16 protein-coding genes are annotated in these 14,321 nt (G+C 54.6%); 8 read left to right on the top strand and 8 right to left on the bottom strand.

The window, feature by feature from the left end:
* Positions 1 to 149 precede the first annotated feature (149 nt).
* Positions 150 to 1,250, bottom strand: coding sequence for a (5-formylfuran-3-yl)methyl phosphate synthase (locus PMI41_RS02470; protein WP_008121418.1), 1,101 nt, complete (start codon positions 1,248 to 1,250; stop codon positions 150 to 152).
* A 225-nt stretch (positions 1,251 to 1,475) separates the two neighbouring features.
* Between PMI41_RS02470 and PMI41_RS02465 the strand changes: the two genes are divergently transcribed.
* From PMI41_RS02465 to PMI41_RS02455, 3 genes are all read left to right on the top strand, one after another.
* Positions 1,476 to 1,829 (top strand): DUF1428 family protein, encoded by a 354-nt coding sequence (locus PMI41_RS02465; protein ID WP_008121413.1) that lies wholly within the window; start codon positions 1,476 to 1,478, stop codon positions 1,827 to 1,829.
* 129 nt (positions 1,830 to 1,958) lie between these two features.
* Positions 1,959 to 2,291, top strand: coding sequence for a metalloregulator ArsR/SmtB family transcription factor (locus tag PMI41_RS02460; protein ID WP_040853527.1), 333 nt, complete (start codon positions 1,959 to 1,961; stop codon positions 2,289 to 2,291).
* The gene (locus PMI41_RS02455) at positions 2,284 to 2,709 is read left to right on the top strand and encodes an SRPBCC domain-containing protein (protein WP_008121409.1); all 426 of its coding nucleotides are present in this window, start codon (positions 2,284 to 2,286) and stop codon (positions 2,707 to 2,709) included. Before PMI41_RS02460 ends, PMI41_RS02455 begins: the two co-directional genes overlap by 8 nt.
* Positions 2,710 to 3,045: 336 nt before the next feature.
* Here the strand turns inward: PMI41_RS02455 and PMI41_RS02450 are convergent, their stop codons facing one another.
* Positions 3,046 to 3,639, bottom strand: a complete 594-nt coding sequence (locus PMI41_RS02450; protein WP_081497092.1) for a transglycosylase SLT domain-containing protein — start codon at positions 3,637 to 3,639, stop codon at positions 3,046 to 3,048.
* Between the two features lie 517 nt (positions 3,640 to 4,156).
* Between PMI41_RS02450 and PMI41_RS02445 the strand changes: the two genes are divergently transcribed.
* The gene (locus PMI41_RS02445) at positions 4,157 to 4,711 is read left to right on the top strand and encodes a winged helix DNA-binding protein (protein WP_008121404.1); all 555 of its coding nucleotides are present in this window, start codon (positions 4,157 to 4,159) and stop codon (positions 4,709 to 4,711) included.
* A gap of 3 nt (positions 4,712 to 4,714) precedes the next feature.
* On the opposite strand, the gene PMI41_RS02440 is transcribed toward PMI41_RS02445, so the two are convergent.
* The 4 genes from PMI41_RS02440 to PMI41_RS02425 form a co-directional block, all read right to left on the bottom strand.
* Positions 4,715 to 5,170 (bottom strand): GFA family protein, encoded by a 456-nt coding sequence (locus PMI41_RS02440; protein ID WP_008121401.1) that lies wholly within the window; start codon positions 5,168 to 5,170, stop codon positions 4,715 to 4,717.
* Between the two features lie 112 nt (positions 5,171 to 5,282).
* Entirely contained in the window at positions 5,283 to 5,999 is a 717-nt protein-coding gene (locus tag PMI41_RS02435) for a Bax inhibitor-1/YccA family protein (protein ID WP_008121400.1), read from the bottom strand.
* Between the two features lie 24 nt (positions 6,000 to 6,023).
* Positions 6,024 to 6,797 carry an anti-sigma factor gene (locus PMI41_RS02430; RefSeq protein WP_008121398.1) on the bottom strand — a complete coding sequence of 258 codons (774 nt, stop codon included), beginning with the start codon at positions 6,795 to 6,797 and terminating at the stop codon, positions 6,024 to 6,026.
* Positions 6,790 to 7,323 (bottom strand): sigma-70 family RNA polymerase sigma factor, encoded by a 534-nt coding sequence (locus PMI41_RS02425; RefSeq protein ID WP_008121396.1) that lies wholly within the window; start codon positions 7,321 to 7,323, stop codon positions 6,790 to 6,792. Before PMI41_RS02425 ends, PMI41_RS02430 begins: the two co-directional genes overlap by 8 nt.
* Positions 7,324 to 7,474: 151 nt before the next feature.
* Between PMI41_RS02425 and PMI41_RS02420 the strand changes: the two genes are divergently transcribed.
* The 3 genes from PMI41_RS02420 to PMI41_RS02410 are packed head-to-tail and all read left to right on the top strand — an operon-like array spanning position 7,475 to position 12,573.
* The gene (locus PMI41_RS02420) at positions 7,475 to 8,188 is read left to right on the top strand and encodes a TetR/AcrR family transcriptional regulator (RefSeq protein ID WP_008121393.1); all 714 of its coding nucleotides are present in this window, start codon (positions 7,475 to 7,477) and stop codon (positions 8,186 to 8,188) included.
* Between the two features lie 21 nt (positions 8,189 to 8,209).
* Positions 8,210 to 9,427 carry an efflux RND transporter periplasmic adaptor subunit gene (locus tag PMI41_RS02415; protein ID WP_008121391.1) on the top strand — a complete coding sequence of 406 codons (1,218 nt, stop codon included), beginning with the start codon at positions 8,210 to 8,212 and terminating at the stop codon, positions 9,425 to 9,427.
* Positions 9,424 to 12,573 carry an efflux RND transporter permease subunit gene (locus tag PMI41_RS02410; RefSeq protein ID WP_008121389.1) on the top strand — a complete coding sequence of 1,050 codons (3,150 nt, stop codon included), beginning with the start codon at positions 9,424 to 9,426 and terminating at the stop codon, positions 12,571 to 12,573. The genes PMI41_RS02415 and PMI41_RS02410 overlap by 4 nt, the downstream gene beginning before the upstream one ends.
* Before the next feature lie 50 nt (positions 12,574 to 12,623).
* On the opposite strand, the gene PMI41_RS02405 is transcribed toward PMI41_RS02410, so the two are convergent.
* The gene (locus tag PMI41_RS02405; RefSeq protein WP_008121388.1) at positions 12,624 to 13,220 is read right to left on the bottom strand and encodes a general stress protein; all 597 of its coding nucleotides are present in this window, start codon (positions 13,218 to 13,220) and stop codon (positions 12,624 to 12,626) included.
* Between the two features lie 30 nt (positions 13,221 to 13,250).
* A complete protein-coding gene (locus tag PMI41_RS02400; protein ID WP_008121386.1) occupies positions 13,251 to 13,571 on the bottom strand; it encodes a hypothetical protein in 321 nt (106 codons plus the stop codon).
* 235 nt (positions 13,572 to 13,806) lie between these two features.
* Here PMI41_RS02400 and PMI41_RS02395 point away from each other — a divergent pair, with 235 nt between their 5' ends.
* The gene (locus tag PMI41_RS02395; protein ID WP_008121384.1) at positions 13,807 to 14,286 is read left to right on the top strand and encodes a GNAT family N-acetyltransferase; all 480 of its coding nucleotides are present in this window, start codon (positions 13,807 to 13,809) and stop codon (positions 14,284 to 14,286) included.
* Positions 14,287 to 14,321: the final 35 nt, after the last annotated feature.

Here is a 14,321-nt window from a genome sequence, read left to right as displayed (position 1 = left end):
TGGTCGTGGTTCGACTAGCTCACCATGAGGAAGGTTGTAGGTTTCAGGGCGTCATAACTTTCAAAGCTGGCATTATTCAAGTTCAAGACTTTCTTCATGGTGAGCTTGTCGAACCACGCACTGCGAAGAAACATTCCACCAATCACGCCTCAGTGAAAACCGCCCCAACCGGTTTCACCGCGGCGGCGCTCAATCTCAACTCCCACGCCACCGGGTCCCAGTTCCAGTTTTTCTGCACGGACCACAACTCTCAGCACGCGGGGATTTTCAAGAATGAAAGCCGCAATCTGTTCGGCCAGCGTTTCCGATAGTTCAACATGGCCTCTGGCGATAATGGCTCTGATGCCATCCATAATCAGATCGTAGGAAACGACGTGCCGCAACTGTTCTGCATTGCGGGCAACACGCACCACATCGGCAGTGACATCGAAGCGCATTTTCTGTGTCTTGCCATGCTCGAAACTATAAGCACCGATCTGAACCGGCAGCACAAAATCACGCACGAAAATCTTGTCGGTGCCAAGACCAGTCTCCTGATGCTCGGTTGGGGTCGGCGCGGCCCGTATCACACCGCGCGGAATGAGGCCCCTTATCTTGGCTGCCGCTGGCGCATCTATCGGCGCAGCCCAATAAAGATCCGTCCGCAATGCAGCGCAGAAGCCGAGAAAATCCGGCTTGTAGGAAAGCAGTCGGGGAATATCGGGGGCTTCCAGCGAACCCGCAGCGCCGGTCAACAACCCCTTGGACTGAACCAGTTTGAAAAACTGCCCGATCTGGTCAGGCGTCATGTGATTGAGCAGCCGTTCGCCAAGCGTACTTTCCGTATCGATCATCACACCATGAAAACCGGCCTCGACGAGATCATCGAGAAACGACTGCGGATACTGGCTTTGCTCTTCAGCAAACATGACCGCAAGCAGTTTCACCTTCGAGGCAAAGGTCCTGGTGATCTCGATGACAGCTTGCAGCTCCGCGCTTGGACGAAGGCCGATCCGGATATACTCCACACCGGCAGCGACAAACTCGCCAACCTTGCGTTGTGCCAGTTCCGGTTGCATTGGCAGGTGGCTGGCATCCGCACAGACGGGTCTGCGCCCGGCAACGAAGTTGATGATTTCCGGCAAGGGACCCGATTCGACTGAGCCTGCCATGCCGATCGCCTCACCGCCCACATCGATAATATCCGCGCCATTATCAAAGACGGTTTCCGCCTCATGCAGGTTCTGTACGCTGGCTAGCAGTTTTGTCATTCCTGAGCGGACCCATGTTGGATGAAGCAGCAAATGCGGATGGTATAGCTCCGAACAATCCGTTGCCCAACACCCTCGCACAGATATTCCGATATTTCTGCTCAGCCGGCGACACGCATGAGCAGATATCCCCGCGGCACGTTGCTGAAAAAAACACAATGACAATGTAGCAACCCGCGCACCTCAAACGTTCCTCTGGTGTCGAAACAATGAGAGGAAACGAAAATGACCTATGTTGACGGCTTTGTACTCGCAGTTCCGAAAGACAAGATCGACGCCTACAAGGCTCTCGCTCAACTGGCGGGCGAGGTCTGGATGGAACACGGTGCCCTTTCCTACGTGGAGTGTACCGGCGATGATGTGCCCTACGGCGAACTAACGTCATTTCCTCGCGCCGTGCAGGCAAAGGACGATGAAGTCGTCATTTTTTCATGGATCACCTACGAATCGCGCGAGCAGCGCGACAAGATCAATGAGAAGGTCATGGCCGATACCCGCATCGAAAAACAGATGAGCGAAATGCCGTTTGACGGCAAACGCATGATTTATGGCGGGTTCAACCTGCTTTTGCAGATGTAGCCCACCAATGACCTGTGCCTCCCCGGTTTTCTGTGTGAAACCGGTCTTCGCGATTGCATGAAAATAATATTCACCCATATGGTTGACTATCAAGCGCAGATGCGATATTCAACCACTTGGGTGAATGAAATGAATGAAGATGCACTGTCACGAATTCTGAAAGCTGCCGGCGATACAACCCGGCGACAGATTCTGACGCTCCTGGTTCAGGAGGGTTCAATGAGGGTGACATCGCTGGCTTCGCATTTCGACATGTCCCTGAATTCCGTTTCCAAGCATATCAAGGTGCTGGAGGAAGCAGGACTTGTCACTCGCCAGACTTCAGGCCGCGAGCACTATATCGCTGCCGAACTTGAGCCGCTGAGGTTGACCGAAGATTGGTTCGTGCAACTGAAGTCCATTTGGGAATTGCGCCTTACAGCGCTGGAAAACATACTTTTAGAGGATGAAGAAAATGAGTGAGCTTGAACTGACCATAAACCGCACAATCTCCGCATCCCGTGAGAAAGTGTTCAACGCCTGGATCAATCCTGCCGCAATGGCAAAATTCATGCGCCCGCCAACAATCGATACGGAATCCCGCGTGAAGAACGATCCCGTGAAAGGCGGAAAATTCGAGATCATCATGATCACACCTGATCGCGAAGTACCGCATTACGGAACCTATCTCGAGATAGATCCCCATGCCCGGCTTTCCTTCACTTGGAGTTCGCCGCATTCCATTGATGACAGCGTGGTTACCATCGATTTCGTTGAAGTCGATCCCGGTAAAACCAATGTCACCTTGCGGCATGTGAAATTCCGCGACGAAAGCTCGCGTGATGGCCACAAGGGCGGCTGGACCGCAATTATCTCAAATCTTGAAGATATTATTGCCTGAACCTGCATTGGACCGGAATGGGGGTTGCCCATTTCGGTCCAATTGATGCACAAGCGATCATCTGTTTTCGCAGCGCCTTCGAATGTTGAGCTTATGTCTGCCCTTGGCAATACCTATTGTGCGTGGTTCGACGGGGCTCACCATGAGGAATGTCGGGGCTTGCAACGACAATCTCCATCGTTTTCGCGTTCTGGCTTTCTGCCAAACTCCACCTTCCTCATGGTGAGCCCCGTCGAACCACGCACATGATCAGTGCAATTCTCTCAGCAGAAAGAATTTGGAGTCGGCAGTGACAGCACTCTGCAGAAGGGCGCAATTGCCACAACGGTCTTCAATCTACTGATTGCAGTTGCGCAGCTGCGCAGCATAGTCCTGCGCCATTTTCGTTGTATCACGGGCTACTTTCTGCATGCTGGCATTGCTTTTCCAGTCACCACGCGAAAAGGCAGTGTGGCCAAAATAGTAGGCGAGATAGAGATGATATGCGTCATTCAACTCGATGCCATTTATCTTGTTGCTCGTTGAGTGATACCAGCCGACAAAATTAACCGCGTCACTGAACTTGTTGCGACTTGCACCATAATGTCCAGTCTCGCGCTTGTATCGCTGCCATGTTCCATCCAGGGCCTGCGAAAAGCCGTAAGCTGAGGAAGGCCGCTTCCACGGAATGAAGCCGAGGAGCTTTGTACGTGGAGGCCTGACGCGCGGGCTGAAACCCGATTCCTTGCGGATCGTTGCCATAAGGACCGGAACAGGCACACCATATTCGCGCTCCGTTGCCTTGGCAGCGGAATACCAATTGTCGAACCAGCCATCGCGCTGCTCGAAAACAGCGCAGACATTGTTAATCCGGCTTGGGGCGGACGCACATCCTGCCAAAGCCAGCACGACAGCGACTGCTGCCATTTTCAGGGACAATTTTCGTAACATTGTTCCTGATATAGACAGGAAAAGTTAACACTTTTTTGCCACGCGATTCGTGGATTCTCAACAATTGTTGCGGAGAGTCATAAGTACGCGCTTACGACTTTATGTGCGCTGCTGCATTTGCATGATTCAATAACTTCAAAGAAGAGACGACTAAGTTCAAAAAATCTTAAGCTACCTCTTTATTCGATGCCGGTGAAATCAAGACAGTTTGTCCAAGGATGGAACATGCCTAATCTTTACCCATCATCAGGTATGCGCTTACGCATTGTGCGCATCATCTGGTATTTATGCCTCAGATATCAGAATTTGGCGCAATATGGCGGAAACTGGCCAGACAGATTGCTTGCCATTCACCGCACTAAAAAAGCGCCGGGAACATAAATGAACGCTTTTATCTAATACTTTATGATTATATACCCTTACAGCTTCTAATTGACTGACCCATTGTGCAGTGCAACAATACTCACTGGCAGGGTTTTCACGCAACTGGCGGTACGGCACCGTTACGGAGATTTCGATGGTACCGAACTATCTGCAACATATTGCCGACGCGACATCGAATGATGTCCGCGAAGTGCCTAGCGCTCGCAAGCCAGCCAATCTGCCTGCGCCGAATATCACGCATTTTGAGCTTGCCCGTACGCTGGAGCGGGTAAACCGCCGCTTTTCAGCTTTCATGCAATCTGAAATGACCCGGCGCGGCGTAGAGGAGATAGGCCCGGCGCACCTGATGCTGCTTCTGGCAATTGGTGATGATGAGATTTCTGTCAGCCAGTTGATGGAACGAGGCCCCTATGCGGGCACTAATCTGTCCTACTATTTGAAGCAGTTGGGTGAATCCGGTTATATCGAGCGCAATGCCCTGCAGCGTGACCGCCGTGCGGCTCGGATCAAGCTTTCCGAAAAGGGTCAGGAGCTTTGCGCGGATATGACGGCTGTTGCCGCAAGCTGCCACAGCATCGTTGCTGACGGGCCTGATAATATCCGCAATCTCGAAATCACTTTCCGCACACTCGACCGTATCGAACAAACTTGGGCGAGCGCAGCAATTTTCGGGCCACGCGGCGAATAGGCATCAGCGTTCACCGCTGATGCGTTCTGCAGGTGTCCCGATGGCAGGATCGCGTTGCCGCGTATAGGTGTCGGCTTTTTCCAATCCATCGGCAAATTCCACCCATGGCAGGCGCATGCTCCAATAGCCATGCACTGTCGGCTTGAACCGCTCCGGGTAATCGAAAAAGCCAATCGTGAGATAAAGTTCATCTGCTATTCCGTCATCCTTATAGCCGATGGAAGTACCGCATCGGCCACAAAAACTGCGTGTAACGCCCTTGGTTCGCGAAAAGGTTTTCGGCAGCCCTGACAACAGGTGCATTTGCGACGGCCTATAGCCCACCCATACAGTCAGCGGACTACCGATTGCCTTGCGGCAATCATCATCATGGTCATAGTTGATCCAGAACGGCTCACCACGAAGCTCGGCTGTAATGTCACCGCAAAAACACGAACAGGTTTCAATACGTGTGGTCATTGGTTCCTCCAATCAGTTGAACGCTTTCGCATCTGATTGGATGCGGTGGACGGAACCAAATATGGAAAAAGGCCGGGGAAACCCGGCCTTTCTTATCGTCGATACGCAGTTGTTATTCGCGTTCGCCTGTAAGGTTCAGCAGAAGCTGGAAAATATTGATGAAGTTGAGATAGAGCGAGAAGGCTCCGAATACAGCCATTTTCTGCTGGGTTTCCGAGTCGAGGTTTTCGGCATACTGTTCCTTGATTGTCTGTGTGTCCCATGCCGTCAGGCCGACAAAGACCAGAACACCGGCAACGGAAACCACAAACTGGATCATTGTCGAACCAAGGAAGATGTTGACGACGCTGGCGACGACGACACCGATCAGACCCATGATCAGGAATGAGCCGAACTGCGAAAGATCACGCTTGGTCGTATAGCCATAAAGACTGGTCGCGCCGAACATTGTTGCGGCAATGAAGAATGTCCGCGCAATGCTGTTGCCCGTGAAGACCAGGAAGATCGATGCCATGGAGAGGCCCATGATCGCGCAGAATGCCCAGAACATGAGCTGAGCGGAAGCTGCCGACATTGTCTGCATCTTGAAAGAGAAGAACATGACGAAAGCGAGCGGTGCCAGCATGACAACCCATTTGAGCGGTGTCGAGAAAATCGGCACGTAAAGCGCAGGCGTCGACGCAACGACGAAAGCGATGACGCCTGTGAGCACAAGGCCGAGGCCCATATAATTGTAGATGCGCAGCATATGCTGGCGCAGGCCCTCGTCGAACGCAGCGGCTGACTGGCCGCCTGCCCGGTCGATGCCATAACGAAGTGGTGTATTCATCAGAACATTCCTTCTGTTTGTTGATCAGTAAAGTGTGTTGGCAAGTTGGTTGGCCGCCTTGTCGAGTTCTGTTGAACCCGCATTGGCAACCAGCGCATAGGCGACTTCGCCAATCTGGAAATAGGCGGCTGACATATCCCCCACCCCGACAATGCGAGGTTTGACGACATCAAACGAGCCGGGCCGGACTGCGAACAGCGAGAGCGCACCATCCCTGTCCGAACCGATTTCCAGTTCGATGCTCGGCCCGAATGTGGATGGGAAGAGTTGAACATCCTTCACCTTCCATTCCGATGGCAGCTTGGGCATGACAATTGCCGTAGCGGCGCGTATCTCGGCCGGATCGTAATGCTTTGTGCCGGGCTGTGAGGGCATCGCTGCACGCATCAAAGAGGTGCGATGCGCCATGACAGCATCTTCGACATAGGCCGGAGCAGGCTGCGAAGCGACGACCTCTGACACAACCAGCGGACCGAATCCCGCATGGGCCATCCAGCCAAGGCCAACCAGCAATGCCACAGCTGCAACGCGCTGCAGGCGATTGAAAATCTGCCTGCGACCAAGACTGCGCTGCAGGCGTTCTGCGGCCTGCGCCGAAGCAAGCCCGGAAACGGAAGAAGGCGCAGAAAGGGCAAGGCGCAACTCATCCCGAACGCGCAAGTCAGCCATGACCCGCGCAGCAACTTCCGGATGTTCCGAAAGGTAACCTGCAACTTCGATACGGCGCGCAGCATCAAGCTGATCATCAACATAGGCATCGAAATCAGCCTGCACGATCGGGTCTTTTGTCTTAATCATTGCGACCTCCGACAATTCGCAAGTTGGCAGCTCGGGAAGACTCTTCGCCTTCACTGGCGCGCATGGAAGCCCGGGCACGGCTTATCCTCGACATCAATGTGCCGATGGGTATGCCAAGAATTCCGGCGGCTTCCTCATAGGAAAGCCCCTCAATAGCTACCAGATGCAGGGCGCTACGCTGTTCCTCCGGCAGGGTGTCAAATATCTGGCGGATCTGCTCCAGCCGCACCGCATGTTCCTGTGATGGCTGCTGCACTGTTTCAGCAATTTCTGCCGCCTGAGCAATTCTGCGTGCCTCAGCCTGACGTGAGCGAAAGCCATCAATGAACGTGTTGTGCAATACGGAAAACAGCCATGTCCGCAGATTGCCGCTCGGCCTGAAACTCGCCTGCTTCTCATAGGCACGCACCAGCGCGTCATGCACGAGATCTTCGGCATCCTGCTCGTTGCGGGCAAGCGAACGCGCATAACGGCGCAGCGATCCAAGCTGGCCTATGACGTCGAAGCGGGTTTTCTGGTTGCTCATGGCCTGTATACGTAGCCTATCGCAGGTTTATTCCCATGCATTTCAGATTTCTTTGCCATTAATAAAACAAGAATGATCATTCTCATATTGACGAGCGGCTCTCCTGCGTGTAAATGAGAGAGAACGTTCTCTCTTTTTTAATTGGTGACTGATGGTCGATCATACAATGCCGCGACAGCCTGCTGTTGTATCCAGCGATGATGCTGAGGATACACGTTGCTTTGTGACGAGGCTTTTCGGCAAACGTGCACTTAATCGCGAAGCCCAGGTTGAGCGCATTCTCAGTGCGGCCACCGCCTGCTTTATCCGCGCGGGTTTCCGCGGCGCATCCATGAACGATATCTGTTCCGAAGCCGGCATGAGCCCAGGTGCGCTTTATCGTTATTTCCCCTCCAAAGAAGCCATTATCGAGCACATTTCCGCACAACATCGGCGCGAAAGCGCTGAAATCCTTGATCGTATGGCCAGCACGAATGATATTATCGAGGCTGTCGTCAAAGTGGGCATTGAACACGTTCGCCACATGTCCATGAACACCGCTGGCGACGGCCCTGCCGATGCCCATGCGCGCCTTTTCATGGAAGTGCGCGCAGAAGCCACGCGAAATGACACTGTGGCCGCAATCTGCGACCTGCATGAAGGCATGATGCGCGAAAAGCTGCTTGCAGCCTTCACTGCCGCCAAACAGGCGGGGCTTATCGATCCGGTTGTCGATCTTGAACTCGCTGTCGCCACGCTCGCAGCCATGGGCGAAGGCATTATTCTACGTAATTTCCCCGCACAAGGCGTGCCGCTTGAAGCACTGGAACCGGTTTTCCGTGCACTGGCCACCGCTGTCCTGCGACCCGCAAACAAGCAAATATAGCTCCCAACCCCAGGCTCCAAGATGAACCGCCACCCTCACCGCAATTTCAGAAAAGCTCTCTTCTCCTCCGTTGTGGCGATCAGCTTCGCCATGTCTTTGCCCATCACCGCCATGGCCGAGGATGCACCTGCTGCGGCGGTGGAAACCAAAGCCCCATCGATCAATGTGGTCGCCGCCAGCAAGAACGAAATGGTGGCGACGCTCACCGTTACCGGGACCATCGTTCCACGACAGGAAGTTGCTGTAGGAACAGACGTTGCGGGTCTGCTGGTGCTTGAACTCAATGCCGATCAAGGCGATGTGGTCAAGGAAGGCGATATTCTAGCAAAGCTCGACAAGTCTTCGCTGGAAATCCAGCTTGCGCAGATCGAAGCGCAAAGCGCACAGGCTGCGGCCTCCATTGCCCAGTCGGAAGCGCAGATTGTCGACGCTGAAATTGCCGTGCGGCAAGCGCTGGAAGCGCTGGACCGTTCGCGCTCGCTCAGCGCCAAGGGCTTTACCTCCAAGGCCGAATTTGACAATGCGACCAACGCCCATGACAGCGCCAATGCCAAGCTGAACACGTCCCGTCACGCGCTGGTAGCAACGCAAACGCAATTGCAACTTGTCGCCGCGCAAAAGCGCGATGTCATGCTGCGGCTGGAAAAGGCCGATGTTCGTGCGCCTGCTAGCGGCGTGATCCTCAGCCGCGATGCCTTGCTCGGTGCCATTGTTTCGTCCAATGCAGGACCGCTTTTTCGAATTGCCCGCGACAATGATTTTGAACTCGCCGGCAACATCCCTGAAGTTGACCTGCCGCTGCTGAAGCCCGGCATGCCTGTTGCTGTGCGTGTTTCCGGCATGGAAGAGCCGGTTTCGGGAAGTATCCGCCTGATTTCGCCTGAAATTTCCGCCACCTCACGTCTTGGTGCCGTGAAAATCTCGCTGGAGAAAAACCCTTCCATCCGCCCGGGCAACTTTGCCCGCGCAGTGATTGAACTTGCACGCCGTGACAGCATCAGCGTGCCGCTTTCATCCATCGTCTATAACGGACCATCTACTCTCATCCAGGTCGTCAACAATGGCATAATCGAAAGCCGCAAGGTGAAGATCGGTATCCGCAACGGCCATTCCGCCGAAGTACTCGAAGGATTGGCCGAAGGCGAGGAAATCGTTGCGCGTGCCGGAACCTTCGTAGCCGATGGCGACCATGTTACCCCGGTTCGCGTTTCGGCTGAACAGACGGGGGCGGTCAAATGAACTGGAATATTTCCGCATGGTCCATTCGCAACCCGGTTCCGGCGATCCTGCTTTTCGTCGTCTTGACCGTGCTCGGGCTGATGGCCTTTTCCAAACTGCCGATTACACGGTTTCCCAATATCGACGTGCCGTTGATTTCCGTCTCGATCACCGATCCGGGTGTTGCGCCGACAGAGCTTGAAACCCAGATCGCCAAGCGGGTCGAGGATTCGGTTGCCAATATTACCGGCGTCAAGAATGTCATCAGCAACCTGACCGAAGGCAACTCGACCACGCTGGTGGAATTCCGTCTTGAGGTGGACACGCAAAAGGCGCTCAATGATGTCAAGGACGCTGTTTCGCGTATCCGTGACGATCTGCCAGCGACCATCAAGGAACCTCTGATCAACTCGGTAGATGTCGAAGGTTCGGCAATTCTGACCTATGGCATTTCGGCTCCTGCCATGACCTCCGAGCAGCTTTCCTGGTTTGTCGATGATACGATCATTCGTGACATTCAGGGCCTCAAAGGCGTTGGCAAGGTGGAGCGGTATGGTGGCGTCAAACGCGAAATCCGCGTCTCGCTCGATCCTGATCGCCTTACCGCACTTGGTGTCACTGCTGCTGATGTCAATCGCGCCCTGAAATCCATGAGCGCTGATCTGACGGGCGGGCGTGGTGATCTTGGCGATACCCAGCAGACCATCCGCACGCTTGGCGGCTCGCGTTCGCTTGAAGATTTGCGTGCAGTGGAAATCCCGTTGGCCGGTGGTCGCTCGGTGCGACTTGATGCAATCGGCACTGTCAGCGACGCTTTCGAAGAGCCTAAATCCTTTGCGCGCGTTGATAACCAGACCGTCGTTTCCCTTGGTGTCTTCCGCGCAAAAGGTGCCAGCGATACGGAAGTCTATGCAGCTGTTCAGGCACGTATCGACCAACTGCAGCAGAAATATCCTGACACGCGTTTCAGCATGATCGATAACTCGGTCAACTACACTTATGGCAATTATGAATCCGCCATGAGTTCTTTGATCGAAGGCGCCGTTCTGTCGATCATCGTGGTGTTCCTGTTCCTGCGTAACATGCGGGCAACTTTGATCGCGGCAGTAGCCCTGCCCCTGTCTGCCATCCCCACTTTCTGGGCCATCGACATGCTGGGCTTCTCGCTCAACCTGATCAGCCTTCTCGGTATTACGCTGGTGACGGGTATTCTCGTGGACGATGCGATCGTCGAGATCGAGAACATTGTCCGGCATATGCGATCCGGCAAATCGCCCTATCGAGCGTCGTTGGAAGCTGCCGACGAAATCGGCCTTGCGGTTATCGCCATCTCGGCAACGATCATTGCGGTGTTCGCGCCCGTCAGCTTCATGAGCGGTATTGCGGGACAATACTTCAAGCAGTTCGGTTTGACGGTGGCCGTCGCAGTGTTCTTCTCGCTGCTGGTAGCGCGTCTCATCACGCCGATGATGACAGCCTATCTGTTGCGCGATGGCAAAAGCCTGCATCACGGCTCGGAAGAAACCGGCTGGATCAAAGCCTATACCCGCTTTCTGACTATCACCCTGCGATTCCGCTGGCTGACGCTGGGTAGCGGCGTGGCACTGTTCGCTGTTGCCATCTGGGCCATGGGCTTCCTGCCAGCGGGCTTCGTACCACCGCAGGACGAAGCACGCGTTGCAGTGAGCCTTGAACTTCCACCCGGTGCGCCTATCGAAGAAACCCGCAGGGTTACAGATCAGGCAGCGTCGCTTGTGCGCCAGATACCGGAAGTGAAGCAGACTTATGTAACCGGTGGTGCGTCTCCGACAGGTTCGCTGGACACAAGACGTGCGACAATGATCGTGAAGCTGAGCCACAAGTCCGAGCGTGATCGTACACAGAAACAGGTAGAGACCGACATTTTCAACAAGCTGTCGGAAGTCTCTGATCTGCGCGCCAACTTCGTCAATGATCGCGGCGAACGGGAATTTGCTGTCGGCGTTATCGGCAATGATGGCGAGAAGGTCACGCAGCAGGCACGCCAACTACAAAGCGCCATGACTGCTACGGGGAATTTCCAGGCCGTGTCATCGACGGCTGCGCTGGATCGCCCGGAAATCATTGTTACTCCGCGCATGGACAAGCTGGCTGAACTTGGTCTTTCGACTTCCGCATTGTCAGAAGCTTTGCGCGTGGCAACACTCGGCGATCTTGATGCAAATCTGGCAAAGTATACCGTCGATGGAAGGCAGGTTCCTATCCGTGTTCAATTGACTGAAGATTCACGCCGCGATCTCTCGGTGCTTCAGACGCTCACCGTAACAACGCCATCCGGTGTGGTGGTACCGCTGGAATCAATTGCCCAGATCAGCTTTGGACAAGGCCCATCCTCCATTGAACGCTTCAACCGCGAGCGGCGGGTGGTGGTCGGCGCAAACATGGCGCATGGCAAGGAGATTGGCGAAGGGCTTTCCATCGTTCAGAACCTGCCGCAGGCAAAGTCGATGCCAGCTGGCGTACGTATTCAGGAAACCGGCGACGCCGAGGTCATGGGTGAAGTGTTCGCAGGCTTCCGCGATGCCATGATCATGGGCCTGATGCTGGTGTTCGTGGTGCTGATCCTGCTCTTTGGCAGCGTGTTCCACGCATTCACCATCCTCATGTCACTGCCGTTGTCGATTGCCGGTGTTGCCGTGGCGCTGCTTTTGACCAATAATTCCGTCTCAATGGCCGTGGTCATCGGTATTCTGATGCTGATGGGTATCGTCACCAAGAATGCCATCATGCTTGTCGATTTCGCGATCGAAGAGGTGAAGCACGGAATACCCCGCAATGAGGCGATTATCGATGCGGGCCGCAAGCGTATCCGGCCAATCGTGATGACGACAATTGCCATGTCGGCAGGCATGCTTCCCGCAGCTATGGCATTCGGTGACGGCGGTGAATTCCGTGCACCGATGGCGATTGCGGTGATCGGCGGACTTCTGGTTTCGACTGTCCTGTCGCTGGTCTTCGTCCCTTCGTTCTATACGATCATGGATGACCTCAGTCACTGGATGGGCAGAGCATTCCATTGGTCGATGCGGCCGAACAAACCTGATGAGCCACATGTGGAACATGTCTATGCCAGCAGCCCGGTGCCACTTATTCACCCGGCCCGGATCATCACCGAAGCTGCGGAATAAAAAAGAGCGCCCTACGGGGCGCTCTTTCCTTATATCGTCTGATAGTATGATTACAGCGGGCGGTAATCACGAACCCTGTCGCGTTCCCGCGCAAGTTCTTCTTCGGTAAAGTCCGGGCTCTTCTCATCGAAACGATCCCAACCTTCTTCGCGGTACATGGAGCGGCGCGCTTCCAAATCTACTGGCGCATTATCGTTGATAATGGAGCGGGCCACGTCCGCCTGTTCGTCTTCAACCCGAGCCGAAACGACAGTACTGCCCCGGCGGACACCTTCCGCATAGACATGCGCGTCATCTTCATCAACGCCGGAACTGGTGAGCGAACCGATCAGCCCGCCAGCGGCACCACCGGCCACAGCGCCGGCAGCCGCACCCGCAGCCGTTGCCGCAAGCCAACCTGCCGCAACGACTGGACCGACGCCCGGAATTGCCAGCATACCAAGACCGGCAAGCAGACCGCCTGTACCGCCAACGACCGCGCCGACCCCGGCTCCAGCAGTCGCGCCTTCGCCTGCATAGGTCTCGCCGCCTTCATCTCCGCGTCCGGCGATGCTGATGTCGGAGGACGAAATTCCTGCATCCTCAAGTTGCTCAACCACAGCTTTCGCATCGTGATGATTGTCATATAGTCCTGTTACAGTTTGCATACCTGATCTCCCTGAATTCTTGTTGATTGATTATTTTGCGGCTTCAGTGATGTTGCCCTGATAGTCGAGCTTGACCTCGAATGGCTTACCATCCTTTGAGCCGGTGCCTGTCCATATGCCGTCCTCGCCTTTGACGAGCCCCGTCACGGATGTGTAGCCTTTGGCTTCGATGCGCTCCTTGGCCTGTGTTTCGGTGAAGCTGTTTTCACCTGCAACGGGCGCAGCGGGATTGGTTTTATCCGGCGTGGCAACTGCTGGAGTTTCGGCGTCCATTGCAGGCTTGGGGGCTTCCTGAGCATAGGCCAGTGAAGCAATCGAGAGAGCGCCAAGCGCGAGTGCAATACGTTTCATGTGAACCTCCATATTTCGCGACCGTGTTGTCAGCCGTCTGAAAGGCTAACCCGCAGGTGGAGGTGAGGTTCCTGATTTTCCGGATTACCCGGGCAGGTTTATTTTTTCAATTTCGCGGAACCCAGCAAAATGCGATGCCAACAAAACAATTGACAAGAGCGGTCAAAAATCCAAATGTATTACATTAAAAGGGTATATATTCCATAATACTGGAAACTTCGAAGAGGAGCGATGTTTGCCTGACCTGCTGGTAAGTCTTTATAATGACAGATTGTCCGATCTGGAAAACAAGACGCGTTCCGTCAATGCAATTATCCGCCCCGTGCTCGCTCCCGAGATGCAACTGGTTGTAGATTGGGTAAGCGAAAACTTCAGTGCCAATTGGGCAAGTGAGGCATCTGTTGCGATCACCCGCCAGCCATCTGCCTGTCTTATCGCAGTCGTTGATGGCAGGCTTGTAGGCTTTGCCTGCTATGACACCACGGCTCGCGGCTTTTTTGGCCCGACCGGCGTCGACACCGACATGCGCGGCAAGGGTATCGGAGCTGCTCTCCTTTCAGCCTCCCTGCAGGCCATGAAATCCACCGGTTATGCCTATGCGATCATCGGCGACGCAGGACCGGTCGATTTTTATGCCGACGCGGTCGGGGCCATAACGATCCCCGCGCCCGATAAGGGCATCTATGAAGGCATGTTACGCGCCAAGCGAAACTGAACTAATCACACGATTTCCCAACCGGAGTAAAAGAC

It is taken from the genome of Phyllobacterium sp. YR531, from assembly GCF_000282595.1.
Taxonomy (GTDB): domain Bacteria; phylum Pseudomonadota; class Alphaproteobacteria; order Rhizobiales; family Rhizobiaceae; genus Phyllobacterium.
The sequence above is the reverse complement of the archived record's forward strand: the minus strand, read 5'-3'. Positions and strand labels throughout refer to the sequence as shown.